Consider the following 26,969-nt stretch of genomic DNA (forward strand, 5'->3'; position numbering starts at 1 on the left):
AAAAAACTTGTCTTAACTTTGCTAAATTGTGGTCTAAATAAACGGTAGCACTTCAAGACATTACAAAAGAATCCTAACAATGCAGATGCGTACATCATTCTTATTGAAACATCAACAGATGAGGTAACACTTGAAGAGGTAATTGGTGAAGTTCCGAAACATTTGCGGGATATCCCACAAGTTGCATATGCAATCAGTAATATCGCCAAGCAACGCGGAAACCTTGAAGATGCAAGAAAGTGGCGCGAAATCATGGTAGCACAGGAACAGGAAAACGTTCCTGATTTTAAAGCTGCTCTGGCAGCTATTCTAATTGAGCAAGCGTTGGCTGATCAGCTTACAATGGTTGCCAAGCAATTTGACAAGGCACAAAGGGCACAATTAAGACAAGCAATTGATCTTCTCACAGAGGCATGGGGCTGCATTTCTAGAACCGAATTACGAGGCTTTCGGGTAGGTTGGATTATCAACAGAAGTATGGCACATTTTCATCTTGGGAAAATAAAGGAGACAATAAAGGACCTTGACACAGCCTTAGAAATTGAACCATTAAATCCTGATTTGGTAAAAAAACGAGCTATATTAGCATTTCAGGCTGGAGAAAGAGAAAGTGCCATTGAGTTTTTAGAGAAAATCCAATCTAATTCAGAAGTTCCCGAAATTCCAATTATACTCGCCAATTTCTTATTCGCTGGTAACCGTTTTGAGGAAGCTATTGCAAAACTCAATGATTTTTTAAGCACAAATCCATCTTCGGAATTACAAGAAGAGGCGAATCGTTTACTCATTAGGATTTACATTTCTCATGGATGTTTTACGGAAGCACAGCAAATTTCCAGAACTATGCGCGAATTGTGTCCAACAAATATATTTTATCTTGTTGACGCTGCTCAGATTTCTAGTGCAACTGGAAAACGCGAGGAAACTCTTTCTCAACTTAAAAAAGCATACGACTATGCCCAAGATAGCGAGGAATTCCTAGAAATCGTGGAGTTGGCTGACCAACTATATATCCATGAGCAATTTAAAGAAGCTGCAACACTGTACGAAAAACTTGCGGACACGAACCAAAATTCTGAATTGACACAGTGGCTGCTTAAAAGTTACTACAACGCTGGTGAAATAGGTAAGGCACTTGAGATTTGCCGTAAACTGCGCGAGAAATACGGAGGACCACTTGAAAACGTATCCAAGATAGAGTACGAAATTTATGAAAAAATAGGAGATTTAAATAAAGCATTAGCCTTATGTGAAGCGTATCTAAGGACATTTCCAGATGATGCCGACATGCGAATACATCTCGCTTATGTGTATTACCGCTTAAACGATGTTAAAGAGTTCGAGAATTTGCTAGAAGAAACATTTGACTCGAAAAATCTTCCCCTGCAATCCTGCTTTAACCTCGCCCATTTGTACCAGATTGGGTCTAAGCCCGAAAAGGCCTTGGAAATCATGTACGAGGCGCGAAGATCGCATTTCAATGATGCTGATGCCCATTTGAAATACTTCGGCTTATTTCTTCAAGTTGAAAAACAAATTGGTGAGTTATTGTACCCTACTCAAGTTCAACCCGGAACCGCAATATACCTTGATAATTCCGGTCAAAAAAACTGGTATATCATTGAGAAGCGTGAAAATGGAGACTACAGATCCGACGAGCTTGACCTTGAACACCCGCTAGCCCAACTTTCACTTGGTAAATCTGTAAATGACAAATTATATCTTCAGCAAAATCCATTCGGCGCAGATATTAGACAAATTGCCGACATCAAAAGTAAGTACGTTTACGCATTTCAGGACACTTTACTTAGATTTTCCGAACGTTTTCCAGGTACTCCGGGACTATGGTCTATAAAACTACCCGATTCTAACGAAACAGATGACTCCACGGAATTTCGACCACTGTTAGATTCTGTTGATCGGCAACACGAAGCCACTCTTCAGATTTCAAAAGTCTATAAGGAAAACAGACTTCCTATAGGTGCTTTCACAAACTTGGCAGGCGGTAATGTTTTAGACACTTGGGGTTTTCTAATGAGCAGTCCTGACTTGGGTATTAGGTGTTGTGCAGGGAATCTTGAAGAGAAAATACAAGCACTTGCTTTACTTGAGAATCCCCAACTCAAACTCGTTGTGGACCTCATTTCACTCATAACCCTACACTGTCTGGAAGCTGCCGATATTGTTGTTAGAGCATTTGGAAAACTCCGCATTGCTCAATCAACCATTGATGAACTGCAAGGCATTATCAATGAGAGAGAATGTATGTGGTCGGAACGAGAAGGTATGACAGTTGGGAAACAAGGAGACCGATATGTAAAACAGATTATCAACCCCGAGGACGCTAAACACGGCATAGAATATCTAAAAGGCATTGTCAAATGGATTAAGGAAAATTGTGAAGTTGAGCCATGCACCCCGGCACTAGAAATGAACCAATTAGACAAGCGCGAACTCAATAATATGCTTCAACCGCATTTTATTGATACCCTTCTTATTGCAAATCAACCGGATTATTTGCTCCTTTCGGATGATGGACATCTTAGATTAAATGGAGTATGGACCCAAGTTGTATTAGAACATTGTGTTAATAAAGGTCTGCTTAGCAAGGCTGAATACGATAAGATGACGATAAAACTGGTTTGTTCGCATTACTATCACACGCAATTCAATTCAGACGTGCTAATCGAAGCAGCAGAACAATCGGACTGGAAACCCGTTGAACCTTATAATAGTTTAGTCCAAGTCCTGGGAGGTCAAAGATCAAGTTTAGTTTCAGCATTAAATGTGACAGCCGATTTTCTCTGTGAACTGTGGGAACAACCGATTCTGCATCACCAAAGCGAATATTTGACTCAAGTCTTGTTGAAAGAACTTACCTCCAACCGGAGAACTCGGGAAGTGCTTATTCTACTTGCAGAGCAGATCGAAAAAAGGTTTACATTGTACTTGCCAGTTGAAGAACGTATTCTTGAGCAGATCGAGGTATACGCACAAAAACATCCATTTTAGAAAACAAACTAAACAACCTGAACACTCTTTCAGTCTCATCTCCAATCGAAATATGGACATGCAAATTGAAGATTACTTCAACTTTTTAGCAGAAAACGACATTCGTATTAAGGGAACACGTATAGGTATTGAAACTGTTCTGGACGAGTATATTCATGACGGCAAAACAGCAGAGGCAATCGCTGATCGTTACCATACGGTTACACTGGAACAGGTCTACGCTACAATCCTATATTATCTGCAAAACCCAGAAAAAGTTGGTGCATATTTGGAAAATTATCTGGAATACTGCCGGAAGGCACGAGAAGAATACGAGAAAAATTTGCCCTCCGTTGTTGTTCGTTTGCGTGCGCTTAAAGCAAAAAGGCAGGCTGTTCCTAATAATTCACGCCCGAACATCCCGAAAGACGGTTCCGCAAGCACAATACCGTCTTTGCCCAAAAATGAACAGGAATAAAGATGCGTCGGTATTTGTTAGACGAACATATCCCACCAATCTTCCGCACGCAATTGCTTTATCATGAACCATCATTAACAGGCTTGGCGATTGGCGATGAAGGCACCCCTGCAAAAAGCACTTCAGACCCTGAAATCCTAGAGTGGTGTGAGCAGAACGGATTCAACTTGATAACAAATAATCAGAAAAGTATGCCTCAGCATCTCTCTGACCATTTGGCAGCTGGCCGCCATGTGCCGGGCATTTTCATAATTAATCTGAAAGCGTCAATCGGATTAATTATTGAACGTCTGATTCCCATTACTGGGGCATCCCATGAAGACGAATATATTGGTGAAGACGAATATATAGGTGAAGACGAATATATTGGTCAAATCGTCTTTATCCGACTTAAGTGAGGAAAAGGACGGAAATCTCCCAAATTAGTCCCGTTCAGTCATCGACTGCTTGAGTGTGCCCCACATTACCGCCAGTTTTCCAATGGGTTCAACCGCCAACGCCAGTGTATGCAATCGCCTCACGTCGGCATCACTTAACGCTCCCTCAAAAATAGCAACTTCGTCAATAGCACCGGCGTACCAGATACCGCCCAAGTGCTGTGTGTAGGCGATTGTCGGCTTGTGGGCGGCACCGTAAGCGATACTGATTGGATCAGGTGCCGGGGTCGTCTTTTTTAGTTCACCGTCCAAATAGATGCGGACGGACTTTTTGTTCTCAACAACTCCAACGACATGATGCCACTCGCCATCAGCTGGGAACGGTACGTAAGCGGAGGGCCAATGCTTTGCCGCGTTTGCCGTATCCGCGCGAATCCAGATGCCAACGTTATTGTTATCGAGCAGTTGAATGCCGTAGTTGTATTTGTCATAGATCGGATTTCGTGTGCCAAGGGTCGGTTTAATAATCGCCTCCATCGTCACAGACGGGAAGAAGAGGTCCTCCCTCATTCGTATCAAATCAACAGCACCGTCAAAATCGAGAGCTTCACTGCGAAACCCATCTATTTGGTTGGGTTTGCCCGTAATGGTTCCGGTGTTTTTCCCGAAAACATCTTTAATGTCTTTTCCTTGAACGGTGTCTTTGTCAAGGGTCCAAAGTGCCGCAAGCCCCATTTTGACTCTTGGATCCTCGGCTTTTGCGGACTGAATCACCGTGATAGAAATTACGAAACCGACTAAAAGCAGAACAGAGAGAGACAATTTCGTTTTCATGGATCGTTCCTCCTTAGATTCTGAACCTTATCAATCACGCCTTCAAAAACAGTGTTAATCGGATTTGGAAACGGGTAGGACATCGCGTTCAACTTCGTGAACCTTGTCGGGAAAAGTCCTACCGCGAACCCACATGACGGCGGAACCTCCCTTGGGTTTAGGCGTTGTCCATTCTGCTTGTGCACTGAGGTAGTGGGCAACGAAACTACGGCGGAACCGTAGGCTATGATTGTCCATGCTCTTATGCAGAAGGTGACTGTGAAACCAGATAACCGCACCGGGTGGCACCTCTACCGCAACACCGTCTTCATCGCGGACACCACGTGCCAATTTGAACTCACGTTGTTGTGAACCCTCAAGATCGTCATGCTGAAAAATATCCCATTTATGGCTACCCGGGATAACGTAGAGGCAACCATTCTCCCGATCTGCGGGGTCAATGGCTGTCCACGTCCCGACAGTCGTTTCCGTCCTAAACCGGGTACGGAAATAGAATTTATCTTGATGCCACGGGAAACCGAGACCAATCTTGGGTGCTTTCCAGATAAACAACGTATTGATACCGAGAATGTCTGGACCGAGAATGTCAACGATTGGGTCGGTGAGACGCGGATCACGCACACGGGCGAGGAATTCTGGGTCGTAGCAGCTCGGAAAATGAATTTTGTGTATGGCGTAGATACCTTGCTGCTCTGCTTTTCCATCTCTAACGAGGGCGTTCTGATCAATATGTTCAGGCGGAAATGGACGTTTCCGGTCAACAATGTCTTCCGCAACTTGCCGGAACGCATCGTTTTCTTCAGGCGTGAATACGTCCAAGCGGACCAGATAACCGTTCTCATTCCAATATGCCAATTCGTCTTCACTCAATCCAAAATGCCGATCCTGCGGTGTCGATTCTGTGTTCATTGCGAGCTCCTGTTTCAGAGTATACGGAACGGATAAAAGAATTTCCGAACCGCCGCAAAAATCATAGCATGTTTTGGGAAAAAGTCAAGAGAAACCAGAACGGTTCAATTACCGCGAGGTGGCCTTACAAGAAAGCGGATACGTGCGTTAAAATTTATATGTGGCTCCGAAGGTGAAATTAAACGGAAACCGCACGGGACTCTTATACGCCGAGGTCTCCAAGTCTATCGGAAATTCCTCGGAATCCGCTTTCTTGAATTCCTCAACAAGTTTATCAGGAAAACTGAAATTTATCTTATTTTGGCTGTTATAAACATTCCAGACTTCAATGAATTCAGTTACAGGAATGCCCCATTGCGTTCTTTGCCGACTCAACCGAAGATCTAAGCGGTGATACGCTTGAAACGCAGTGGGCGCAATCGCGCCTGCGACATCAGAGAGGAGTGGATGCATACCGAGCGTGGCGGGATCTTGGATCATTAGGAGTGTGCTTAGAGGAACTGCGGAAGTACCGCTTACATATTGCCACTTTGCGCCGATACTGACTTTGGGTCTCGGACTATAGTTGGCAACGAGACTGGCAATGTGTGTATTGTCAAAAAGAAAGGGTTTGTAGAGCGCGTCGGGGGTCTCACGCCGTTCTGCATGGGTATAGGCGTAAGAGAGCCATCCGAAAAATTTTTCGCTCATACGGTGCTGCAGGAAGATCTCTGCGCCATTTACAAAGCCAGTGCCTTGATTGCGATATACGGTTGTAATCGGTGTATCCGTGTCATCAAAAAGTGCATCAACATTGACAGATCGAGTGACTAATTTTTCCATGTCTTTGTAATAAAGCGCGAATTTGAGTTGTGTTTGTGGTGAGAGTTCATGCTCTAATTCGACGACATAGTGTTCGGTTATGCTCGATTTCAGGGCTCTGTTCCCCTCTGTTTTGAGGACTTGATACGCGAACGGGCTCTGTTCGTATCTACCATAAGCGATTCGGAGGGTAGAGGTCGTCGGGAGTGTTAAGCTAAGGCTGCCGCGTGGCTGAATTGAGAGTTCCTCCGTCAAATTGAGGTAATCAAACCGCACACCCAGTGCGACTGACAGAAAGGATAGTGGATCGTAACGTGCTTGTAGGTACCCTTCGGTGTGCTGAAAGTCGTAATTAAATTCGTCAAATTTCTCTTGCCAAACGAGTTTCTCGTCATCAGCACTGATGTTCTGTGGAAGGAGGGTGTGTGTCCTACTCTCGGCTGGACTGAAGGCGAAGAGAAGTCCTGGTTCAAGTTGAAGTTTCGGAGTGAGCTTGTAGGAGATGTCTTCGCGAAGGGTATACGTTGGCGTGTTAACTTGGACTGAGTAGATAAATTTTTCACTTGGCGATGCTTCACTTTGGCTTGGATTGCCACCGAAATTGATATTGAGAAAGTTATAAGAATGCGTAAGTGAAAGATGAGATGTGAGTGTATCGGTGAGATGCGAGCGGAGGTGGATGCCTTCTGCCTGAAACCCGTTCTTGAAATAGGCGGAAGAACGTGATGTTTCCTCTGATTCGGTGTTAGAAAAGTCAAAATGATCCGTCGCACCTATACCGTTGACAGTGAGGTGATGTTTTTCGGTGAGTTGGTATGCAAATTTAAGTTCATAATCCGACCAAGTGGGAAATGTCCAATCAAAGAAAAGTCCGAGTATGAGATTATAGGTTGTGAAACGTCCAGCGACGGACGCGTAACCCTTGTCCCCGATTTTGGTTTCAAAGAACCCGTGCGGCGATACAAAGTTGAAGTCCAAAACACCGCCCCACTGTTTATTCAAACGTTCGCGCGTTCGGATGTCAATAACCGATTGCGAATCCAATCCGAATTCTGCACCGTAGCCAGCTGCATACACATAGATGTCTTCAATACTATCAGAGTGCGTCGTTGAGAAGAATCCACCAAAGTGGAATGGATAACTCAGCGGGGTTCTGTCAAGATAGATGCGTGTATCGCCCGGTGCGCTCCCACGGATATGGAGTGCGCGGAGAAAATCGTTGGGAACACCAATGCCCGGCAGGGTCATGATTGCTCTGAGCGCGTCACCTCCTGCACTAGGGATCTGGACGAGTTCGCTGCCACGCATCTCTTTACGACTGATCGTTGGCAGAAGGCGTTGCCCTTCCACAATCACAGTTTCAAGTTGGACACCCGTTCCAACGGACTGTTCGGTGCTTTCCGGTGTATCCTCTTGAGCAGGGTTCGTTTCGGCAAACACAGAGAACGGCATCATGATCCCAATAGATAGGACAAAGAATAAGCAAGATTTCATAGGTGAGTTTCAACTTCCTTTAGGATAGGTTGTGAACAGTGTAAACAGAATGAGATACTTGAAAATCGTTAATCTCAGCATGCTGAATAGCGCGCTTTGTCTATGCGGCCACACAAGCGTTTGCGGATAACGCCGAAACCTTACGGTTTCTGAAAAATCGCCGCGTCTAATAAGGTATCAATCTCTGTTTTTGTGAAGGTGTAATTGACTGTTAATACACCGTTCCCAATGAAGATTTCGTAGGAATTAGGCAACATTACACCCTCATAATCCGTGTAATTATCATAGAGAAGGACCGCAATAGCATTTTTGGCATTCAGACCTGTATAGGTCGTTTTTGCTCCGACAAGTAGGTTGGAAGCCTTATCAATATAAAATACATCTTCCGAGTCAATGACGCGAATCACTGAGCATTCCTTACCCCAAAACAGCTCATCTTCAGCCAATTCAAGCGCGCTGCTACCCAGTTCTTCGTAGATTGCCTGCAATGGATATATATAGGTTGTGTTTTTCGCACGCCCATATTCTGTTTCTGGGAGGGTTGTTGGACTGTTTCCCATAATGGATTTCCAACCTTCTGTACCATTCCAGATGGTGATCTCACGGAAAAGTTCACCGAAGTCAAGTCTGGTATACGATTTTTTTCTAACGACAGTTGTTATTTCAATGCTACCTAATTCGTTCGCGGATTGCCCATTCCACTGCGTTAATTGTGCGTCGCCGGAACGTTGGACATTCCGAATTTCTGAGAGCCGCGCGAGACCGCCAATAGCATTAAAGTGTGATTCAAGTATATCGTTGAGTTTCATGCCTGTACTACTCCTTTTATTAATGCCATCAGTATTTCCAAACTGATTTCGGACATCAGGCTTTGATGTGAGATCAAGAACAATGGGAACATCAATCAGCTCGACAGTCATCTCGGATGTAGCATCAAAACTGTAAGGCCGCTGGAAACGCGCCAAGTATTGGTTGCTGATGCTGAGCATCATCACAATCAGAATAACAGTTGAAGCCGCAATTGCCCACGGCACTACCGGTGGGTTCCCTCCGGTAGGAGGTAAGGGTTTGATCCGCGGAATTTCGCGCATGATGTTCTCGGTTAAATTAGGAGACAGTTGGAAACTGCTCAGTGCCTCGCGAATCAGCGGTTCGTGCTTTTTTAAGCGTTGCAGCGCGCGGCGGACACGCATCCGAACTGTATCGGCGGACATCCCTAAAAACTCGCCTATCTCCTCATAAGTCATTTCGCCGAAGTAGTAGAGCGTGACGACAGTGCGATCGCTTTCCTTCAACTTCGCCAATAAGTTTTTGACCAATTCGCGTTTGGTTTCCGCTGCACTTTCCGCTTGCTCTGTAACTACGTATCCGGAGTAAGAAGTTCTCTCTGCTATTGCCATATCTATTTCCTCCAAGGATTGCGTTTGGATCTGTTTCTTGCGAAGCCATGCGAGGCAGCAGCGGTTCGTAATAACGTAAAGCCAACCCGGAAACTGACTTGGATTTTTCAGCGTTGCCAATTTTCGATAGACCTGTAGGAACGTCTCCTGCGTAATATCCTCAGCGATATGGAAATCCCCTATTTTTCGCCATGCGAGCGCGTGAACCCGCTTCTGGTACTGTCTAACCAAACACGCAAAAGCAGCGTCATCGCCTTCAAGGATACGTTGAATTAGTTCAATATTGTCATTTCTCATCAAACACCTCTAACGGAAAATGCTTTATCTACCTTTATCTACTATATAGTGACGCGACTTGAGGGGAAAAGCGTACACAATTCCGCGAAAAAGTGGAAAACTTTACACACTTACCTCAAAGTTTGCGTAAATATTCTAAAGTATGCTAAAATAGCGTACTGGTTCAAAATCACTGTCTGACACGGAGGAACGACAATGAGCACAAATGAATCACAAGCGAAGGAAACTTACCGCGCGACTGCATTCGCGGATTTCAAACCTGAACTTTCGGCTCCGGGTGCCACACCTGAAAGGTTGGCATACCTGAAAGAGCACGGCTTTGTCATCATCAACGATTTTGTTGATAACCCATGGATCCCGATTCTGCGAGAAGCAGGACGGCGTGTTACCGAGGCATGCGCCCCCGAACACACCTACGACAAAATTGACTGTTCAAAGGGCTACGTACATCGTGCAGCGGAAGATGAACCGTGGGCAATCCGGGGACTCATCCATCCCGCTTTCGGCGAACCAAGTTTCTCCGAATTCCACGGCTCTTCAGATTTCTTGGATTTCATTACCTCATGGTGTCACGGGGTCCAACCTGAGGACCTGACATTTAGTGGGATGCTACTATGGGCGAACCCCCGACGGAACGAGAACGGTCCGAGTTGGCACCGAGATGTGACATGGTGGGGCGACGGAGCAGGCTACTTCTCACAAAAGGAAATCCGCGGAGATACCCCTGAAGATTATTCCGAAGAGGTAGAGCGGATTCGTTGGAAAGAGATTCAAGAAAGCAACGAGAAGCGAATCACCGAACGGAACGGCGTAAGCATGTTTTTGGCACTTACAGACGACGAATGCCATGAACTCATTCCCGGTAGCCACCACCGGTGGCGTACACCGTTTGAGCACGACGTCCTACTCCCACAATCGATGAAAGATCAAGGTGTTCCATATACACCGAGCTGGAATAGGAAAGACCCTTTACCCGGTCAGGTCGCCATTCGGCTCAAGCCAGGTGAGGCACTCATCCGAAATGGCAACAACATCCACACCGGACACACCGTGCCTGAACGTGAGCGCAACACACTGTCCATCGGTTGGTCGAAATGGTCGGGTGAATTCACCGGCGAGCCGTCAGTCGCGGACGCACGGAACGCGTGGCAACTCGATCCTGCTGTCCGAGAGGCTTTACCGCACACGTGGATGCAGACAGCGTGGGACCGCTGGGCAGAAACGCAGAAACTCGGTGAAACACTTGAAGACCGGTATGCTGGTTATGACATCCGGCAGATCAAATCCGGAAAAGTCGTTGGCTGGCGCACTGAATTGGAACGTCAAGCCGCTGCAGCCGGTGACGCGTGGGAATCTTTCCAAACCGTTGGCTAACCCCCAACTATAGCGAATTATCAAAATAGGTAGACTTCTACCTATAGGTACTCCATTAGCGAACTTTCTAAATTCACCTGTCCCCTGTCCCCCTGATAAGGGGGATTTAGGGGGTTGGTGTTGATTGGTCACGTCCCGGTCGTGGGTGTTGTTCACACACTCCGTTTTTCTTTCTATCTCTTTCTTTCCCTTCTTACCACCCAAATCGCTAACTATAGTAATTTTTTGCGCTTTATCCTAAATTTACACTTACTCATGGTAAAGGGACTTGCAGAGAATTCTCCGTTTTCTAAAGCCCATGCCGTAAACTCTTAAGTCAAGTTCACGTTAATATTAGCACTTGAGAAAGTAAAGCAAAATAAAACATACTATAGTTGGTTTTCGTTGTCTGATGAAAAATATCAAATAGAAAGCCAGAAATTAGCAAGACTGATACACCTGCCGAAAATACGGTGGGAAGTAGTGCTGTAATGGGGGATTCTTAAAATGAAAAACCTAAGCACAATCCTTTGTGGATTAATCCTGTTCGGGTTACTTGTTTTCATACTAAAAGTTAGCACGCCTGATGTACCAAAACGGATGGTGTTCATTCCAGTGGGCGATGGCATGGATGCATTTTACATGGATGTCTATGAAGTCACAAACGCAGACTATAAAAAATTCATTGATGCCAATCCTCAGTGGGAAAAAGACAACGCTTTAGTCTCGGTTGTGGGGAATAAATACCTATCCCTTTGGGACGACAATATGTATCCAAAGGATAAAGCAAATCATCCGGTAGTGAACGTCAGTTGGTTTGCAGCGAAGGCTTACGCGGAATGGGTTGGCAAAGACTTGCCGACAGACGCACAGTGGGAAAGAGCGGCGCGCGGCACACCGGTAGGGAAGAAATACACCTCCGTTGCATCTATCACGTTCGGTTTTCCCGCAGCACGTGCCACCTTGATAGAGAAGAAATATCCTTGGGGTGATGCTGAACCCCAGAGTAGAGCGAACTATAACCGTTACACACCTACGACAGACTTCAGCGATCCACCTACAAGAGAGGTCGGTAGTTATTTCCCAAACGAATACGGACTCTACGACATGGCGGGCAACGTTGCGGAATGGTGCTTAGACGGGTTAAATTTTGACAATATCCGTGGTAGGTATCATAGAGTCCGTGGGGGTTCTTGGTTTGACGGTGCCGAGGGTATCCGAATCACGAGGAAAAGTCAATATCCCGTAGATGGTGCTGTAGCGACGCTCGGCTTTCGTTGCGCGTTGTTAACAACGGAGACGAATCCAACAACAAAGGTGGCAGCTGAGATGGCTTCTTTTCTCTATGATGAGATGCTCAGCCAGTTTGATAACGTGCGCTATAGCGTGTCAAAAGGTTATGCTGCACGTACTGACCTTCATCTGAGGTTCGTTGAAATTGTGACCTCCAATACCGGATACCCTCGTACATTTGGAAAGGAACTCATCCGTATTTTCCGCGAGGTCAATGCTGAACAGATGGAACCGGACAGTTCTTCTGAGCGGTTTGCTATTAACCACGATCTGATGCTTAGACTGTGGAGGCTCTATCTTGAGATTCATTTCGAGCACAGTGAGAAGAGTGCTTATGAGAAGTTGCGTCTGTTCAAGGAGAACCTTACGGAAAATATGAACGACATTATTGTGCCAGATAGAAGTTAAAAACGCACCATCCGAATAGGCACGGGGTGAAGGCAACACCCTGTGCCTACCCCCATCACCAGCCCCTTTTTCTCTTTCACCCACGAAACCTGAAAATATCTCCAAATTTTCGCTTGACTTTGCCTTCTGGATATGGCATCATAGACTTGGATATACGCTTTTGCTCACAACACAAATCAACCCGTGCATTATAATTAAACAACAGCCAACTGCATTGCCTAAAAAATTGGCAGGTGAGTCGCACGAGGTAGGGGAGGTGCATTGTAATGACAGGATTTGAGGAATACAGCACTGATGGATTTTATGACGAGATGTTTGCTCCAGATGGGAGTGCCCGTCCCGCTGCCCAGATGTTGGTAGAGCGGATTGAAGGTTTTCCTGAAGGCGAACTCACGCGTCGCCAAATTGCCGCTGAATATGCGTTACTCCGAATGGGCATCACGTTCAACGTCTACGCGGACGAGCAAGGTGTCGAAAAAATCTTTCCGTTCGATCTCATTCCACGAATTATTGATGCCAGTGAATGGGAATGGATAGAACGTGGACTCAAACAACGCATCCACGCGCTGAATCTATTCATTGACGACGTTTACCACGACCAAAAAATTCTTAAAGACGGTATCGTTCCAGCAGATGTCGTGCTTTCATCGGAAAGATACCTACAACCCTGCATCGGTTTAGACCCGCCGCGCGGGATCTGGTGCCATATCACTGGTACAGACTTAGTTCGCGATAGCGATGGACAAGTTTATGTGTTGGAGGATAATCTCGGTTGTCCATCTGGTGTCTCTTATGTCGTGGAAAATCGGCAGTTAATGAAGCGGACCTTTCCGCAACTCTTTGGGATGTCGCAAATTCAACCGGTCGAAGATTATCCGAGCCAACTGCTGAATACGCTCCGGTACCTCGTAACCGACAAAATCTTATCTCCTGAAGTTGCGGTACTAACACCTGGCGTTTATAACTCCGCATACTTTGAACACTCCTTCCTCGCGCAACAGATGGGAGTTGAATTAGTTGAGGGACGCGATCTCGTCGTAATGGACGGGTTTGTGCACGCGCGAACGACGAAGGGCTTTGAGCGTGTTGATGTCATCTACCGCCGCATTAACGACGATTTCCTTGACCCGAAAGCGTTTAAACCTGAATCAATGCTCGGCGTTCCAGGATTGATGGATGTTTACAAAGCCGGACGTGTCGCTTTGGTTAATGCCCCTGGCACTTGTGTCGCCGACGACAAAGTTGTCTGTGCTTTCGTCCCTGAGATCATCAAGTATTATCTCGGCGAAGACATTATTGTCCCAAATGTTCCGACCTACATGTGTTGGAAAGATAGCGATCAGAAATATGTGCTGGAGCATCTCGACGAACTCGTTGTAAAGGAAGCCAACCAGTCTGGCGGCTATGGAATGCTGATCGGCCCCCACGCAACCAAAGCAGAACACGAGGAGTTTGCCCGCCGAATCAAAGATAATCCGCGCAATTATATTGCACAACCGACACTCTCGCTTTCACGGGTGCCGGTGCTTATTGACGACCATTTTGAGGGACGGCACGTTGATTTGCGTCCGTTTATCCTTTATGGTGAAGAGATTTACGTTCTCCCCGGTGGATTGACACGGGTCGCACTCAAAAAGGGTTCGCTTGTCGTCAACTCCTCACAAGGTGGCGGTAGCAAGGATACGTGGGTCTTATCGGGGCCGTCAGGAAAAGGCGCGTAGAGGCGAGATTCCTTCACCTCTACATAAAAGCGCGAAAAGCCAAACAACGTGCGGCTTGGATTCTCTAAAGGATCCGTGTTCATCAAAATCTATCTGACTGACCGCAAGGAAAATTAAAAATATGCTGAGTCGCGTTGCTGAATCAATTTATTGGATGAGTCGCTACATTGAACGTGCCGAGAATGTCGCCCGTTTTGTCGATGTCAACCTGCGTTTGATCCTTGATGCACCCGTAGGTATGCAGGCACAGTGGGAGCCTCTTGTTGCGACCACAGGCGATGATGAAGTGTTCGCTGAACGTTACGGAGAGGCATCACGTGAAGCCGTCATTCGATTTTTAGCGTTTGACACTGAAAATCCAAATTCAATTGTCTCTTGCTTGCGGGCTGGTCGAGAAAACGCGCGGTCCATACGTGAAAATATCTCGTCAGAGATGTGGGAGCAGCTCAACGATGCTTACTTACTGGTCGCAAACACTTCCGAACAGTGGGCGATGGCAGAACCCCATGAATTCTTTACAGAGATCAAACTCGCATCACACCTCTTTATGGGACTCACAGATAATATCATGTCCCATAGCGAAGGATGGCACTTTTGTCAGTTGGGACGTTTAATTGAACGCGCGGACAAAACCTCGAGAATCGTCGATGTTAAATATTTTATTCTCCTTCCGTCTATCTGGGATGTGGACACACCTTTTGACGACATTCAATGGGGGGCACTGTTACACTCTGCCAGCGGTTTTGAAATGTACCGACGTACCTATGGACTCATCTCTCCGGACGATGTCGTCGCGTTTTTACTGTTAGATCGTGAATTTCCACGGTCGGTTCTCTACTGTCTCTCCAAGGCAGAGGAGTCCCTACACGCGATATCCGGCACCCCGTTGGAAACCTTCTCCAATCCAGCAGAGCAGCGTTTGGGGCAGCTCCGTTCCGAATTTGCGTATGCCCAAGTCAAACAGGTACTCACGTCGGGTTTGCATGAATTCCTTGATGCTTTCCAAACCAAGCTGAACTTAGTCGGTGAAGATATTTACAAAACGTTTTTCGCTTTGCGACCCGTCAATGGAGAACCTGCTGCAGAACAGGAACAGTCTCAGTCATCAGTTATCAGTTAAGAGATGGATTGGAGAATCTAACTTGCCTCTTGACTGTAAACCGATAACCATCTAAATGAAGGGCGACAGATATGTCAATCCGTGTAGGAATTAACCACAAATCTCTCTATCGCTATGACCGGCTTGTCGGCTTATCGCCACATATTTTTCGGTTGAGACCTGCGGTCCACTGTCGCACACCGATTGAGGCGTATTCGCTCAAAATTGAACCCGAAGAACACTTCATTAATTGGCAGCAAGACCCGTTCGGCAATTATCAAGCCCGTGTCGTTTTTCTACAACCCACACACGCCTTGTCGGTTGAGGTTGATCTCATTGCGGATATGACCGTCATCAATCCCTTCGATTTTTTCCTTGAAGCGAGTGCTGAACACTATCCTTTTTCATACCAGGCGCAGCTCAAACAAGAACTTACACCGTTTCTTGAAGTCAAAGAAGACGGCCCCTTGTTGACAGCGTGGTTGGCAAATATTTCTCGGACGAAGAAGAAATTCAATGACTTCCTTGTTGACATCAACAGATCTTTGTCGGAACATATAAAATACACCATTCGGATGGAACCAGGGGTCCAATCCTGCGAAGAGACTTTAGAAAAGCAGATCGGTTCATGCCGGGACACAGGGTGGCTGCTTGTCCAGATTTTGCGACATCTCGGTTTGGCCGCCCGTTTTGTTTCTGGTTACCTTGTGCAGCTTGTCGCCGATCAGAAACCTGTGACAGGACCTGCTGGTCCTCCGCAAGACTTCACCGATTTGCACGCTTGGTGCGAGGTTTACGCACCCGGCGCAGGGTGGATAGGATTAGATCCGACATCCGGCTTACTCGCAGGAGAAGGACATATTCCATTGGCGTGTGTGCCAGATCCGGTGAGTGCCGCACCCGTCACCGGCTACACAGATCCATGCGAAACAGAATTTACCTATAGCAACACTGTCCAACGTATCTACGAAGACCCGCGCGTGACGAAACCCTACACGGAAACACAGTGGGCTGATATTAATGCTCTCGGCCAGCAGGTTGACGAGGATATAATTCAGAATGATATCCGATTGACAATGGGCGGTGAACCTACTTTCGTGTCAGTTGATGACACAGAGGGTGCAGAATGGGATACGGAAGCGGATAGCCCCAGGAAAAGAGAATTGGGCGCGGGGCTTTTGCAGCGTTTACGCGATAGTTTCGGACCCGGCGGTGCACTCTATTACGGACAGGGAAAATGGTATCCGGGTGAACCTTTACCGAGATGGAAATTCGGGTGTTTTTGGCGCAAGGACGGGGTACCTGTATGGCGGAACGATAAACTTCTCGCCGAACCTCACAAGGATTATGGCTTCGGTTCCCAAGACGCGGAGCGATTTATACATCGTCTCGCCGAATGCTTGAAACTCTCACCGGATAAGGTAGTTCCAGCTTATGAAGACGCGCTTTTTTTTCTCTGGACAGAGGATAGGCTGCCTGTCAATATTAATCCGCTTGAATTTGACTTCAAAGAGGCTTCTGAACGACACCGACTCGCGCAGCTTCTGCAAACAGAGGCACTCGGTGAACCGATTGGCTACACACTACCGCTCCGCTGGGATCTTGTAGACGATACTTGGGAAAGTTGCGCGTGGAATTTCAAGGGTGAACGCATGTCCTTAATTCCCGGTGATTCACCGATAGGATTTCGTCTACCGTTGGAATCTATACAATGGATACCTCCTGAAGAACGCGAAACAACTTATGAACGTGACCCGCTTGAACCGCGCGAGGAGAATTTAGACGTATTAGAACAAACGAACTTACAAAGCACACCGACCACAGAAAACGGGGAAGAGCAGACAGTTTTTCACACGGCACTCTGCGTTGAACCGCGTGAGGGACGGTTGCACATCTTCATACCACCGCTAACGCATTTAGAACACTATTTGAAACTCCTTGAAGCGATTGAAGCAACAGCTGAAGCCTTGGGTATGCCGGTAATTCTTGAAGGATATGAGGTCCCACATGATTCGCGAATTGAATCTCTAAATGTGACACCCGACCCAGGGGTCATTGAGGTGAACATTCATCCAGCGAAAAATTGGGATGAGGTGGTACATAACACCACAATGCTCTATGCACAAGCACGGTTAGCGGGACTTAGTGCTGAGAAATTCATGTTGGATGGTCGGCATACTGGAACCGGAGGCGGCAATCATATTGTGATTGGTGGAGCCACCCCGGTGGACAGTCCATTCCTGAGAAAGCCGCACTTACTGCGAAGCCTCATCACCTATTGGCAGCATCACCCCGCTTTGTCTTATCTCTTTTCTGGTACATTCATCGGACCAACAAGCCAAGCTCCTCGCGTGGATGAGGGGCGCGATGAACAACTCTATGAACTTGAGGTGGCTTTTGAGCAGATGCCTGATGAAATAGGTGATGCGGAAGATGTCCCGCCTTGGCTCGTAGACCGGCTGCTGAGACACCTCATGGTAGATCTTACCGGTAATACACATCGAGCGGAGTTCTGTATTGATAAACTTTATTCACCCGATGCAGCGAGTAGAAGACTCGGATTGCTTGAACTACGCGCTTTTGAGATGCCACCGCATGCCCAGATGAGTGTCGTGCAGATGCTATTGGTGCGCGCATTAATCGCCAAATTCTGGAAGACACCCTACAAAGGCAAACTCGTACGCTGGGGGACAGAATTACACGATCGTTTCATGCTTCACCACTATGTCCACGCTGATATACAGGAGGTCGTTACCGAACTCCAAGAAGCAGGCTATTCGTTTGAGATGGCGTGGCTTGAACCGTTTTTTGAATTCCGTTTCCCGAAGTTGGGTGCTATAAATATACAAGATATTGAACTGGAATTAAGGATGGCAATTGAACCGTGGCATGTACTCGGTGAGGAGGTAACCCGGATGGGAACCTCACGTTTTGTTGATTCGTCTGTTGAGCGGCTCCAAGTGAAGGTCAGCGGATTGACAGATTCCCGCTACATCGTCACGTGCAATGGACGACGCTTGATACTTCACAATACTGGCACATACGGAGAATATGTCGGTGGGGTGCGCTATCGTGCGTGGCAACCGCCATCAGCATTGCACCCTACAATTGGCATACACTCACCGCTCGTGTTTGACATCATCGACACATGGAACGGGCGTGCAATTGGGGGCTGTACCTATCACGTTTCCCATCCGGGCGGTCGACACTACGACACCTTCCCAGTCAACGCCTACGAGGCGGAAGCCCGACGTGTAAGTCGGTTCGGGGCTGATGGGCATACACCAGGTATTATTCAACCGCGCCCATCAGCACCCGCAACTGGACGTTTTTTGGCTGAGGGGAATCCACCTGGTCCGATAAATGTTCCGCCAGAAGAGATGAATGCTGAGTATCCCTATACTTTAGATCTCCGTAAGGGCTTTTAATCTGGTGCCAAGGGTAAAAAAAATGGAGAACGCGTGATACAAGTTGAGTGAAAATAGAAAAATGCAACGTGCAGATGTAAAAGATTGGGCGGTAATTGGCGATAGTTATAACGCCATCGAATCGTCCCGTGGACGTACAGGCAATGTTCCCGGTAAGCAGATCGATGAGATGCTGGGGGCGGATAGAAAAATCAATCCGCACTGGCATGCCTTCATGCAGGCACTTGACACCTTAGGACTCGCGGAGATGGAATCTCGCGACAAAGAGGTGCAACGTCTGCTTCGGGAGAATGGTGTCACCTACGTCTTACATGGGGAACAGCAGGGACATCGCCCGTGGGAATTAGATCCCATTCCACTAATTATCTCAAAAACAGATTGGGAAACGATCTCTGACGGACTTACACAACGAGCGGAGCTGCTAAACTTAATTTTGGCGGACCTCTATGGTGAGCGAACCTTAATCAAAGATGGGTTGATACCACCAGAAGTGGTTTATGCACATGCCGGATTTTTGCGAGCGTGTGTCGGGCTTGTTCCGTCTGGATTCCCTTTCCTGTTGAGTTATGCCGCCGATTTGGCGCGCGGACCGGACGGCGAAATGTGGATACTCGGTGATCGGGCACAGGCACCATCAGGTGCAGGCTATGCACTCGAAAATCGCACCGCCCTCGCGCGCGCACTACCAAACCTCTTTGGTGAAGTCGGCGTTCATCGACTCTCTTTTTTCTTTCGCGCACTACAAAACAGCGTAGTGGACCTACAACACCAACTCGAAACCGCTTCCCGTATTGCCCCACACCAAACAGACAATCCACAGGTCGTTGTACTGACCCCTGGTCCTCTCAATGAAACTTACTTTGAACACGCGTATCTGGCAAACTACCTCGGTTACACCTTAGTCCAAGGGGACGACTTGACGGTGTGGGATGGGCGCGTTTGGTTGAAATCGCTTGATGGCTTGCGTCCTGTTGATATTATTCTGCGCCGAGTCGACGACATCTTCTGTGATCCGTTAGAACTCCGACAGGACTCAAGACTTGGGATCGCAGGTTTGCTGGAAGCGATTCGACAGGGAAACGTGGTCGTGATAAATCCACCGGGTAGCAGTGTTTTAGAAAATCCGGGCTTGATGCCGTTCCTGCCGAACATCGCAAAACGGTTGATAGGTGAAGATCTACGTCTCCCCTCTGTCGCAACATGGTGGTGTGGACAACCGAAGGCGCGCGACTATGTGTTGGCAAACCTCAAAAAGTTAGTTGTCAAACCCATTCACCGTCAACCGGGCAGACGCCCCCTGTTTGGAACTGAACTCGATAGCACCCAACTTGATGCACTTCGCGCTCGGATTAATGCCAAACCGCATCTCTATGTCGGGCAGGAGCATGTTCACTTCTCCACAACCCCCTCGCTGATTGAAGGGAAACTTGAACCCCGCCGCGCGATCCTCCGTAGTTTTTTGTTCGCAGAGAGAGATGGCTACACCGTGATGCCGGGTGGACTTACCCGTTGTGCAGGCGAGAAGGGTGAACTGACAATCTCAATCCAAGATGGTGGGGTTAGTAAAGACACCTGGATACTTGCCTCTGAACCTGAACCGCATGTCAGTTTATGGCAGCGACATATCACGGAGGTGATGGGGCCTGCTTCTACGAGTCCCGCTGGATTGTCGAGTCGTGCAGCTGAGAATCTGTTCTGGGTAGGTCGCTATGCAGAACGCGCAGAGGGGCAAGCGCGGCTCCTGCGGATTATGTTGAATAAGGTCAAGATGGGTAGGATGGGCTTGGAGACTTCGCACTTAGCACAGGGACCGCCTGCTGCGCTCTTTACGGAGACTTTCGGTGACGATGAAAGGGAAGTATCAGAACTCGCGTATCTCCACAGCATGCTCCGCTCCCTGACCGGCTTAACTTCATCGCACCCGGGTTTCGTCAGAAAAGACGAACAGTCGTTAGGAGATGAGCTTCTTTCCATCATGCTGGACGTGGAAAACACCGGTAGCTTGGTGTCTACGCTTCAGGCACTTCTCACCGCAGCTTACGCAGTCAGAGACCGCTGGTCTACCGACACATGGCGTGTGATGAACGGCATTGAAGATCTATGTGCTGCCCTTGAAAAAAGCGTCTCCAAAGATGGAGAGGCAAGTCCAAAAATATTGACGGATCTCGTGCTGCAAGAGGCGGAATTAGCCTCACTCGATCAACTCATGATCTTTCTTTCAGCATTGAGTGGGCTTAATGCCGAAAACATGACGCAAACGATCGGTTGGATTAGTTTGGATATGGGGCGGCGTATTGAACGCGCACTGCTTCTCATCGTGCTTTGCCGTTCGAGTCTTGTCGCTGTTCAGGACGACTGGGTTGAATATATGTTACTTGAATCTGTCCTTGCTGCCGCCGAGAGCCTGATCACTTACCGCAGCCGCTATCGTACAGCACTCCACTTTCCAACTGCCTTGGAGTTGCTACTTCTTGACGAGAACAATCCGCGCTCGCTCCTATATCAGTTGAAACGGCTTGAGGAACAGATACGTATCCTCCCAAGAGAAAAACTCGGCTACCGGCTTAGCGAGGAGGAACAACTCATTCTGGAGGCTTTAACGCAGTTGCAGCTCTCTAATACAATCGACCTCGCTGAGCGTTCGGAACACACAACACAACGTAAGGGGTTAGAAAAACTCCTCGTCCGTCTTGCACAGATACTGATTGACATTTCCGATGTCCTCACGCAGACCTATTTTAGCCACGTCCAAAGACCGCAGCAGTTGATTACAACCGATAACCTTTAGTACCGAGGAGTGCCTCACAGCGTCTATAGGATTATTGCGATGAACTACAAGATCGTCCATAAAACTGAATACAGCTATACCCATCCCGTGAACCTCTGCTATAACGAGGCGCGTTTGAGTCCCCGGAGTTTTGCGCATCAGGACTGTAGCGAGAGTCAATTCGTTGTTGCACCCGAACCCAGAGAGTGCCGAGAACGTCAGGATTTCTTCGGAAACACCGTTTACTATTTCACAATCCAGCAGCCTCATAATCAGCTCACGGTTACGGTTACGAGTCGTGTGAGCGTCAAAGATAGAGAGATGCAACTGAATTTCGCCGAGCACCTCACTTGGGAGGAGGTGCGACAGCAGCTGCAAATGGATCAAAACCCAGGAATCCTGGAGATGCGGCAATATGTTCTTGACTCTCCAATGGTTCCGATGATGCCCGAACTTCATGCTTATGCTGAAAAGTCGTTTACTAAAGGAAAACCGCTGCTTGAAGCCGTTAACGATTTGACTACCCGTCTCTACACAGATTTTACCTACGATCCGGGTTTCACGACAATCGTAACACCTTTGGCTGATGTCATAGAGTATCGTCGGGGTGTTTGTCAGGATTTTGCGCATCTCGGTATCGGGTGTCTACGTGCGCTCGGGCTTGCTGCGCGTTACGTCAGCGGCTATATTGAAACCACTCCACCACCGGATCAAGAACCGTTAGCGGGTGCCGATGCCTCCCATGCGTGGTTTTCTGTTTATCTGCCGCAGCTTGGCTGGGTAGATTTCGATCCAACAAATAATCAGATACCAGCAGATCAACACATCACAATCGCATGGGGGAGAGACTATGCGGACGTAACGCCGCTGAAGGGTGTTGTCTTTGGGAGTGGCACACATGAATTATCTGTCTCGGTGGATTGTAAACGGGAAAATTTTTAACCAGTCGCATGCTGGTTATCAGTTTTCAGTTCGGTTTTTCTGCAAAAAACCTTTCAGTTTTCAGAAAGAGACTTTGGAATTATCCAAAACCTCTTGTAACTGAAAACTGAAAACTATTAAAGCGGATCTACGGAGAAGAACGCGAAAATCATTAATCCCGCTAACCGAACCGCAAGGAAAATTAAAAAAATGACAATTGAAGCGTTTCAGAAGCAAATTGAAGATATCTATTACACGCGCGATGCTGAGCGCGGCGTGCCACTAACCTTTACATGGTTCGTTGAAGAGGTCGGCGAATTGGCAAAGGAGATCCGCAAACAGCCACAGGACATGGAACGACTGCGAGAGGAATTCGCCGATGTTTTTGCATGGCTCGCTACATTAGCAAGCCTGCTCGGTATTTCCTTAGAAGATGCCGCGCAAATCTACGCAGCGGGCTGCCCGAAATGCAAAGATACGCCCTGCGACTGTTAACTCGCGTGGTGGACTTAATTTCCATTCAAAAACCGATCGAAGTTACCGCCGAACAGGTTGTTGACATCCCGCTCAATCTCTGCCGAAGTCGGTCCCCACCCGACATCGAGAAGCGTTTGATATTTCTCTACCAAAACGTCCGCGATAATCTGACGCGAGTGTTTCCACTTATAGACAAGCTGATCCAAAATTCGTGCATCGGAATGCTGTGGGATAACACTCAAACCGAGCAGTTCAATCCGTTCCCGTGTAATCTCCTCAATGACGCTCGGATTATTCATAAACCACCAACATCCGAATATCATCAGATTCTTGAATTTCCGCCCAATCACACACAATTCATGCTGGTTCTCGCGCGACAGGAGTGTAACGAGAAACTTATTGTCAGGATTTTCACGGAGTAGCGTTTCCAGACTCGTCAAATCTGCTTTCCCACTTCCGTCGCCTGCCATCTGAAGTTGTGGATTGACCGCACGTTTCACGCCAATCATCAGTGCGAACGGGACGTTAAATTCACGAGAAATCGGTAATATGCAGTTATCAAAGAGCCTTCCAAGGACACCATCCTCAGGGTATTGGAAATCCGGTGGGAGAGAGACCGCCATATACTTCGGATTCATCCGCTGAATCCAAGTTTCCAAAAATCGGCGCACCTCTTTGTAGGTCTTCTCTGTTGATAGATCAGGATCAACATCGTAGCCGAGACCGAGAAGGTGATCATAACCGACTTCTTGGTATGTGTTGATGAGGACATCCATCCGAAGAGCCGCTTCAAAGCGCGTGTCACCCGTGTCACCAGATTGCCAGACCGGTACTTCTGCCGAATCAAACGGGTCGTTCGTCATCACCACTTTAGAGACATTCGCGCGTTCAAAAACAGTGTCAATAAATGCCTCAACGGTGGTATCCGCAAAATAGTCGCGGTAGTCTTGTAGATTGCGAGACCCGACATCTAACCCCAATTCATTTAAAGCCGTCACAACCCCTCGGCACGCCTCACTCACCGGTGAGTTCTCAATAAAAAGCGTCTGCCAGATGAGATCTGCTTGTTCCGTCTTTGTCATCGCCCAAAATTGCTGATACGAGACATCGGATTTGCGAAAGACTTCAGCGATGAGGTAGTGATACGTCAGTAATTCATCTATACCCCATAGCAACAAGTCACCGAAAGGTGGACTAAAGAGGTGCGTGTGAATATCTGTGATGTTTTGCGTGTCAACAGCATCAAAAACAGCGGTTTTCAACTGTTCTGTGGTAGCAAGTGTCTGTGTATGATTCATATTCATTTAATCCTCCAGATTCTGAAAAAAATAATTAGAAAAAACGGATGTTGACACCTTCCAACTCCGTTTGAACGAACTCGCGGCAGTCCTTCATTGAAACGTTGGATCATAAAACAGAGTCAAACAGCGGGTACGCCAAACCCCACTGTTCCCGAACTGTATCCATGGTTTTGATGATGGATAGAGACTCATCCAACGGCATCACACGGCTTTCAAGTTTTCCTCTCCGTATACAGTTGATGACTTCAATCACTTGGTTTTCAAAGCCATTTTCGATGAAAGGCATCTCAATGTGTACGGGATCTTTTCCAGTCCGAATGAGCGTTGCAGAAGTCGCTTGCCAGAATTCGGGAATATGTATTGATCCTTCGGTTCCGATAATGCGTGCTTTCTTTGAGGTCTCGGTTCTGATAGCACAGAATAAATTGGCGATTTGCCCAGCGTCATAGCCTAACAGGATAGACGCTTGTTCGTCTACGTTGGTTGCTCCGATGTGTGCCAGACTGGTGATTTTAGACGGTGCACCGAATACCATATATGCAAGCGCGACCGTGTAAACGCCAACGTCCAAAAGCCCGCCGCCCCCTAACTTTGGATTGAACAGCCTACCTTCAAGGATTTCGGTACTCAGCGTTTTTCGAGATCCGTGATCCGCTGTCAGCAAACGCGGTTCGCCTATAGCACCCTCAGCCAACCATTCTCGAACTTTAACGATTACGGGAAGAAAGCGGGTCCACATGGCTTCCATTAGAAATTGCTTGCGTTCTCGCGCACATGCTATCATTTCCTGAGCCTGTTCCGCATCTACAGTGAGAGGTTTCTCACATAAAACCGCTTTTCCCGCTTCCAGACATAGCATCGCACACTCCTTGTGAAAAGGGTGCGGCGTTGCCACATAGATAACGTCTACTTCAGGATCGTTCACCAATTCGATGTAACTGCCGTGTCTATGTGGAATATCAAACGTGTCTGCAAATGTGTTGGCTCTCTGGGAGTCGCGTGAACCGACAGCAATAATTTCGGCATCAGGAACCACTTTCAGTCCAGTGGCGAATTTATGTGCAATACCACCGGGCCCGAGTATACCCCATCTTATCTTTTTCGGCATTCGGGTTTCCTTTTTCCGTGAGAAAATTCTGAGATTTAATAAGAGTCAGTAATTTTTAATAAACAACTCATCCCCTTTTGCAGCACTCGTTTTCCGATAATTGTTCATCCCATATTGCAATGTCCATTCCTGAATTTCGGCGAAGGCAAAAAGTTCCCTAATAACAGGTGAGTCGTCATAGGTAATTAACCATTTGTGTGGGCACTTCCTCATATTTTCGGCGAATTGCGCGTGATCAAATGTGGTATGGAGGGTGCCTCTCACGCCGTATAACTTTGACTCCGTCGCTTTCCAATAGGGTGGATCAAGAAATATAAACACATTGTCGCCGTCTTGGCAAAGTACTTCGGTATAATCTCCGTTGGTGATTCTGGTTCCAGCAAGATAAGGCGATATGTTTTTGACACGTTCAATGGACGAATCTGTGAATCGCTTCTCGTAAGCGGATTGTGAATATCCACCGGAATCCACGATACCGGAGAAGGTAATTCGGTTGAGTACAAAGAAGCGCACTGCACGCTGAAATTCAGAAAGTGCGTTTCGGTTCTGGTTCAGTTCATCTTTCGCCTCTGTCAATTCCTCAAACAGCGCGCGCCCATCGATAGTGGTTGTGTGTGTTTCTCTCAGCATCGCAACTAAGTCTGGCGCATTATCTCTAACCTCTTTCCAGAAACAGTAGAGATCGTAGTTGAGATCGTTAATCCAATAGGATTTGATGCGATCTTGAAAGAGACTTCGGATAGCAAAAAAGACAGAACCACCGCCAACGAAAGGCTCGCGAAATTCTGATATATTCAACGGAACACGCGGCAGAATTTGTTTGAGTGCTCTTGATTTACCACCCGGATATCGCAATGGACTTTTCGGTGATTTAGCCATGACGACCTGTTACGGTGTATATGTTGCATCTCTTATGAAACCTGTTAAATAGAGGGACGGCACCTGAGACCTCCACGCGGAATGATTATAGAATCACAAGGTTACAAACCTCAGCAGTAAACGGACCCACGCCTCGAAAGTCTGCTAGAATATTATAAGGATTATCCAAAGTTTAGTCTTTAATTTTGTTGGTAATAAAATTAATGATCTCTTCGGGGGAGTGTTTGCCGAATCGGATGTAAACACCGCGGAAGTTTTCGAGGCGTGTTGGGTGGGCGAACGGACTGAGCAGCACCCCGTTCGCGTCGGTGTAGAAACTGCGAAATGTTTCCCAAGGTCGTTCCAACTTGTAGAAACAACAACTTGTAATGATAAGCTTATCCACTTCAAACTGGTGGTGAAACGGCAGAAAATATTTATAGAGCGACCCGATCAAAAAAATAGCCGACAGGACAGCGACATAAATTAATTGGAAACCCAGATAGATGATAAGCAAAAGGAGTACGAGAAAAAGCCCCAACAGCACAGATTTGCGCCAATTCTCAACGAGTGGATGCACTGTCCATGAAAGCGTTGTAGGCGCGTGCGACATATCGGAACTCTTTCTTATACGTGTTTGTGGACGCGAACGAG

At 47.2% G+C, this 26,969-nt stretch carries 19 protein-coding genes; 11 read left to right on the plus strand and 8 right to left on the minus strand.

Annotated elements, in window-relative coordinates; all coding sequences use genetic code 11:
• Positions 1-252 precede the first annotated feature (252 nt).
• From OXH39_14600 to OXH39_14610, 3 genes are read left to right on the plus strand one after another with little or no spacing between them, the layout of a single operon-like run.
• Complete coding sequence (locus tag OXH39_14600; protein ID MCY3551687.1) at positions 253-3,012, plus strand: tetratricopeptide repeat protein; 2,760 nt, start codon at positions 253-255, stop codon at positions 3,010-3,012.
• A gap of 58 nt (positions 3,013-3,070) precedes the next feature.
• Positions 3,071-3,469 carry a DUF433 domain-containing protein gene (locus OXH39_14605; GenBank protein ID MCY3551688.1) on the plus strand — a complete coding sequence of 133 codons (399 nt, stop codon included), beginning with the start codon at positions 3,071-3,073 and terminating at the stop codon, positions 3,467-3,469.
• 2 nt (positions 3,470-3,471) lie between these two features.
• On the plus strand, positions 3,472-3,867 hold the full coding sequence (locus OXH39_14610) for a DUF5615 family PIN-like protein (protein ID MCY3551689.1): 396 nt from the start codon (positions 3,472-3,474) through the stop codon (positions 3,865-3,867).
• A gap of 24 nt (positions 3,868-3,891) precedes the next feature.
• On the opposite strand, the gene OXH39_14615 is transcribed toward OXH39_14610, so the two are convergent.
• The 4 genes from OXH39_14615 to OXH39_14630 form a co-directional block, all read right to left on the minus strand.
• On the minus strand, positions 3,892-4,680 hold the full coding sequence (locus tag OXH39_14615; protein ID MCY3551690.1) for a LamG domain-containing protein: 789 nt from the start codon (positions 4,678-4,680) through the stop codon (positions 3,892-3,894).
• A gap of 54 nt (positions 4,681-4,734) precedes the next feature.
• A complete protein-coding gene (locus OXH39_14620) occupies positions 4,735-5,589 on the minus strand; it encodes a phytanoyl-CoA dioxygenase family protein (protein MCY3551691.1) in 855 nt (284 codons plus the stop codon).
• A 147-nt stretch (positions 5,590-5,736) separates the two neighbouring features.
• Positions 5,737-7,884 carry a hypothetical protein gene (locus OXH39_14625; protein ID MCY3551692.1) on the minus strand — a complete coding sequence of 716 codons (2,148 nt, stop codon included), beginning with the start codon at positions 7,882-7,884 and terminating at the stop codon, positions 5,737-5,739.
• Positions 7,885-8,024: 140 nt separating this feature from the next.
• On the minus strand, positions 8,025-9,581 hold the full coding sequence (locus OXH39_14630) for an RNA polymerase sigma factor (protein ID MCY3551693.1): 1,557 nt from the start codon (positions 9,579-9,581) through the stop codon (positions 8,025-8,027).
• 195 nt (positions 9,582-9,776) lie between these two features.
• Here OXH39_14630 and OXH39_14635 point away from each other — a divergent pair, with 195 nt between their 5' ends.
• From OXH39_14635 to OXH39_14670, 8 genes are all read left to right on the plus strand, one after another.
• Positions 9,777-10,955, plus strand: a complete 1,179-nt coding sequence (locus OXH39_14635) for a hypothetical protein (GenBank protein MCY3551694.1) — start codon at positions 9,777-9,779, stop codon at positions 10,953-10,955.
• A gap of 486 nt (positions 10,956-11,441) precedes the next feature.
• Positions 11,442-12,635 (plus strand): SUMF1/EgtB/PvdO family nonheme iron enzyme, encoded by a 1,194-nt coding sequence (locus tag OXH39_14640; protein ID MCY3551695.1) that lies wholly within the window; start codon positions 11,442-11,444, stop codon positions 12,633-12,635.
• Positions 12,636-12,901: 266 nt separating this feature from the next.
• Positions 12,902-14,356 (plus strand): circularly permuted type 2 ATP-grasp protein, encoded by a 1,455-nt coding sequence (locus tag OXH39_14645; protein ID MCY3551696.1) that lies wholly within the window; start codon positions 12,902-12,904, stop codon positions 14,354-14,356.
• A gap of 121 nt (positions 14,357-14,477) precedes the next feature.
• On the plus strand, positions 14,478-15,476 hold the full coding sequence (locus tag OXH39_14650) for an alpha-E domain-containing protein (protein ID MCY3551697.1): 999 nt from the start codon (positions 14,478-14,480) through the stop codon (positions 15,474-15,476).
• Positions 15,477-15,547: 71 nt separating this feature from the next.
• Positions 15,548-18,883, plus strand: a complete 3,336-nt coding sequence (locus OXH39_14655) for a transglutaminase family protein (GenBank protein MCY3551698.1) — start codon at positions 15,548-15,550, stop codon at positions 18,881-18,883.
• Between the two features lie 61 nt (positions 18,884-18,944).
• Positions 18,945-21,671 (plus strand): circularly permuted type 2 ATP-grasp protein, encoded by a 2,727-nt coding sequence (locus tag OXH39_14660; GenBank protein MCY3551699.1) that lies wholly within the window; start codon positions 18,945-18,947, stop codon positions 21,669-21,671.
• Positions 21,672-21,710: 39 nt separating this feature from the next.
• Positions 21,711-22,592: a transglutaminase family protein gene (locus tag OXH39_14665; protein MCY3551700.1), complete on the plus strand. Its 882-nt coding sequence runs from the start codon at positions 21,711-21,713 to the stop codon at positions 22,590-22,592.
• A gap of 189 nt (positions 22,593-22,781) precedes the next feature.
• Complete coding sequence (locus OXH39_14670) at positions 22,782-23,066, plus strand: nucleotide pyrophosphohydrolase (GenBank protein ID MCY3551701.1); 285 nt, start codon at positions 22,782-22,784, stop codon at positions 23,064-23,066.
• A gap of 14 nt (positions 23,067-23,080) precedes the next feature.
• Here OXH39_14670 and OXH39_14675 read toward each other — a convergent pair whose 3' ends face one another.
• From OXH39_14675 to OXH39_14690, 4 genes are all read right to left on the minus strand, one after another.
• A complete protein-coding gene (locus tag OXH39_14675) occupies positions 23,081-24,352 on the minus strand; it encodes a glucuronate isomerase (protein ID MCY3551702.1) in 1,272 nt (423 codons plus the stop codon).
• A gap of 103 nt (positions 24,353-24,455) precedes the next feature.
• The gene (locus OXH39_14680; GenBank protein ID MCY3551703.1) at positions 24,456-25,457 is read right to left on the minus strand and encodes a Gfo/Idh/MocA family oxidoreductase; all 1,002 of its coding nucleotides are present in this window, start codon (positions 25,455-25,457) and stop codon (positions 24,456-24,458) included.
• A gap of 45 nt (positions 25,458-25,502) precedes the next feature.
• Positions 25,503-26,336: a DNA adenine methylase gene (locus OXH39_14685; protein MCY3551704.1), complete on the minus strand. Its 834-nt coding sequence runs from the start codon at positions 26,334-26,336 to the stop codon at positions 25,503-25,505.
• A 172-nt stretch (positions 26,337-26,508) separates the two neighbouring features.
• Positions 26,509-26,928 carry a hypothetical protein gene (locus OXH39_14690; protein ID MCY3551705.1) on the minus strand — a complete coding sequence of 140 codons (420 nt, stop codon included), beginning with the start codon at positions 26,926-26,928 and terminating at the stop codon, positions 26,509-26,511.
• Positions 26,929-26,969: the final 41 nt, after the last annotated feature.

This window comes from Candidatus Poribacteria bacterium, from assembly GCA_026702755.1.
Lineage (GTDB): Bacteria > Poribacteria > WGA-4E > WGA-4E > WGA-3G > WGA-3G.

Coding starts and splice junctions, on each gene's coding strand:
- OXH39_14600 (MCY3551687.1), top strand. CDS start 253: ATGGTAGCACAGGAACAGGAAAACGTTCCTGATTTTAAAGCTGCTCTG.
- OXH39_14605 (MCY3551688.1), top strand. CDS start 3,071: ATGCAAATTGAAGATTACTTCAACTTTTTAGCAGAAAACGACATTCGT.
- OXH39_14610 (MCY3551689.1), top strand. CDS start 3,472: ATGCGTCGGTATTTGTTAGACGAACATATCCCACCAATCTTCCGCACG.
- OXH39_14615 (MCY3551690.1), bottom strand. CDS start 4,680: ATGAAAACGAAATTGTCTCTCTCTGTTCTGCTTTTAGTCGGTTTCGTA.
- OXH39_14620 (MCY3551691.1), bottom strand. CDS start 5,589: ATGAACACAGAATCGACACCGCAGGATCGGCATTTTGGATTGAGTGAA.
- OXH39_14625 (MCY3551692.1), bottom strand. CDS start 7,884: ATGAAATCTTGCTTATTCTTTGTCCTATCTATTGGGATCATGATGCCG.
- OXH39_14630 (MCY3551693.1), bottom strand. CDS start 9,581: ATGAGAAATGACAATATTGAACTAATTCAACGTATCCTTGAAGGCGAT.
- OXH39_14635 (MCY3551694.1), top strand. CDS start 9,777: ATGAGCACAAATGAATCACAAGCGAAGGAAACTTACCGCGCGACTGCA.
- OXH39_14640 (MCY3551695.1), top strand. CDS start 11,442: ATGAAAAACCTAAGCACAATCCTTTGTGGATTAATCCTGTTCGGGTTA.
- OXH39_14645 (MCY3551696.1), top strand. CDS start 12,902: ATGACAGGATTTGAGGAATACAGCACTGATGGATTTTATGACGAGATG.
- OXH39_14650 (MCY3551697.1), top strand. CDS start 14,478: ATGCTGAGTCGCGTTGCTGAATCAATTTATTGGATGAGTCGCTACATT.
- OXH39_14655 (MCY3551698.1), top strand. CDS start 15,548: ATGTCAATCCGTGTAGGAATTAACCACAAATCTCTCTATCGCTATGAC.
- OXH39_14660 (MCY3551699.1), top strand. CDS start 18,945: ATGCAACGTGCAGATGTAAAAGATTGGGCGGTAATTGGCGATAGTTAT.
- OXH39_14665 (MCY3551700.1), top strand. CDS start 21,711: ATGAACTACAAGATCGTCCATAAAACTGAATACAGCTATACCCATCCC.
- OXH39_14670 (MCY3551701.1), top strand. CDS start 22,782: ATGACAATTGAAGCGTTTCAGAAGCAAATTGAAGATATCTATTACACG.
- OXH39_14675 (MCY3551702.1), bottom strand. CDS start 24,352: ATGAATATGAATCATACACAGACACTTGCTACCACAGAACAGTTGAAA.
- OXH39_14680 (MCY3551703.1), bottom strand. CDS start 25,457: ATGCCGAAAAAGATAAGATGGGGTATACTCGGGCCCGGTGGTATTGCA.
- OXH39_14685 (MCY3551704.1), bottom strand. CDS start 26,336: ATGGCTAAATCACCGAAAAGTCCATTGCGATATCCGGGTGGTAAATCA.
- OXH39_14690 (MCY3551705.1), bottom strand. CDS start 26,928: ATGTCGCACGCGCCTACAACGCTTTCATGGACAGTGCATCCACTCGTT.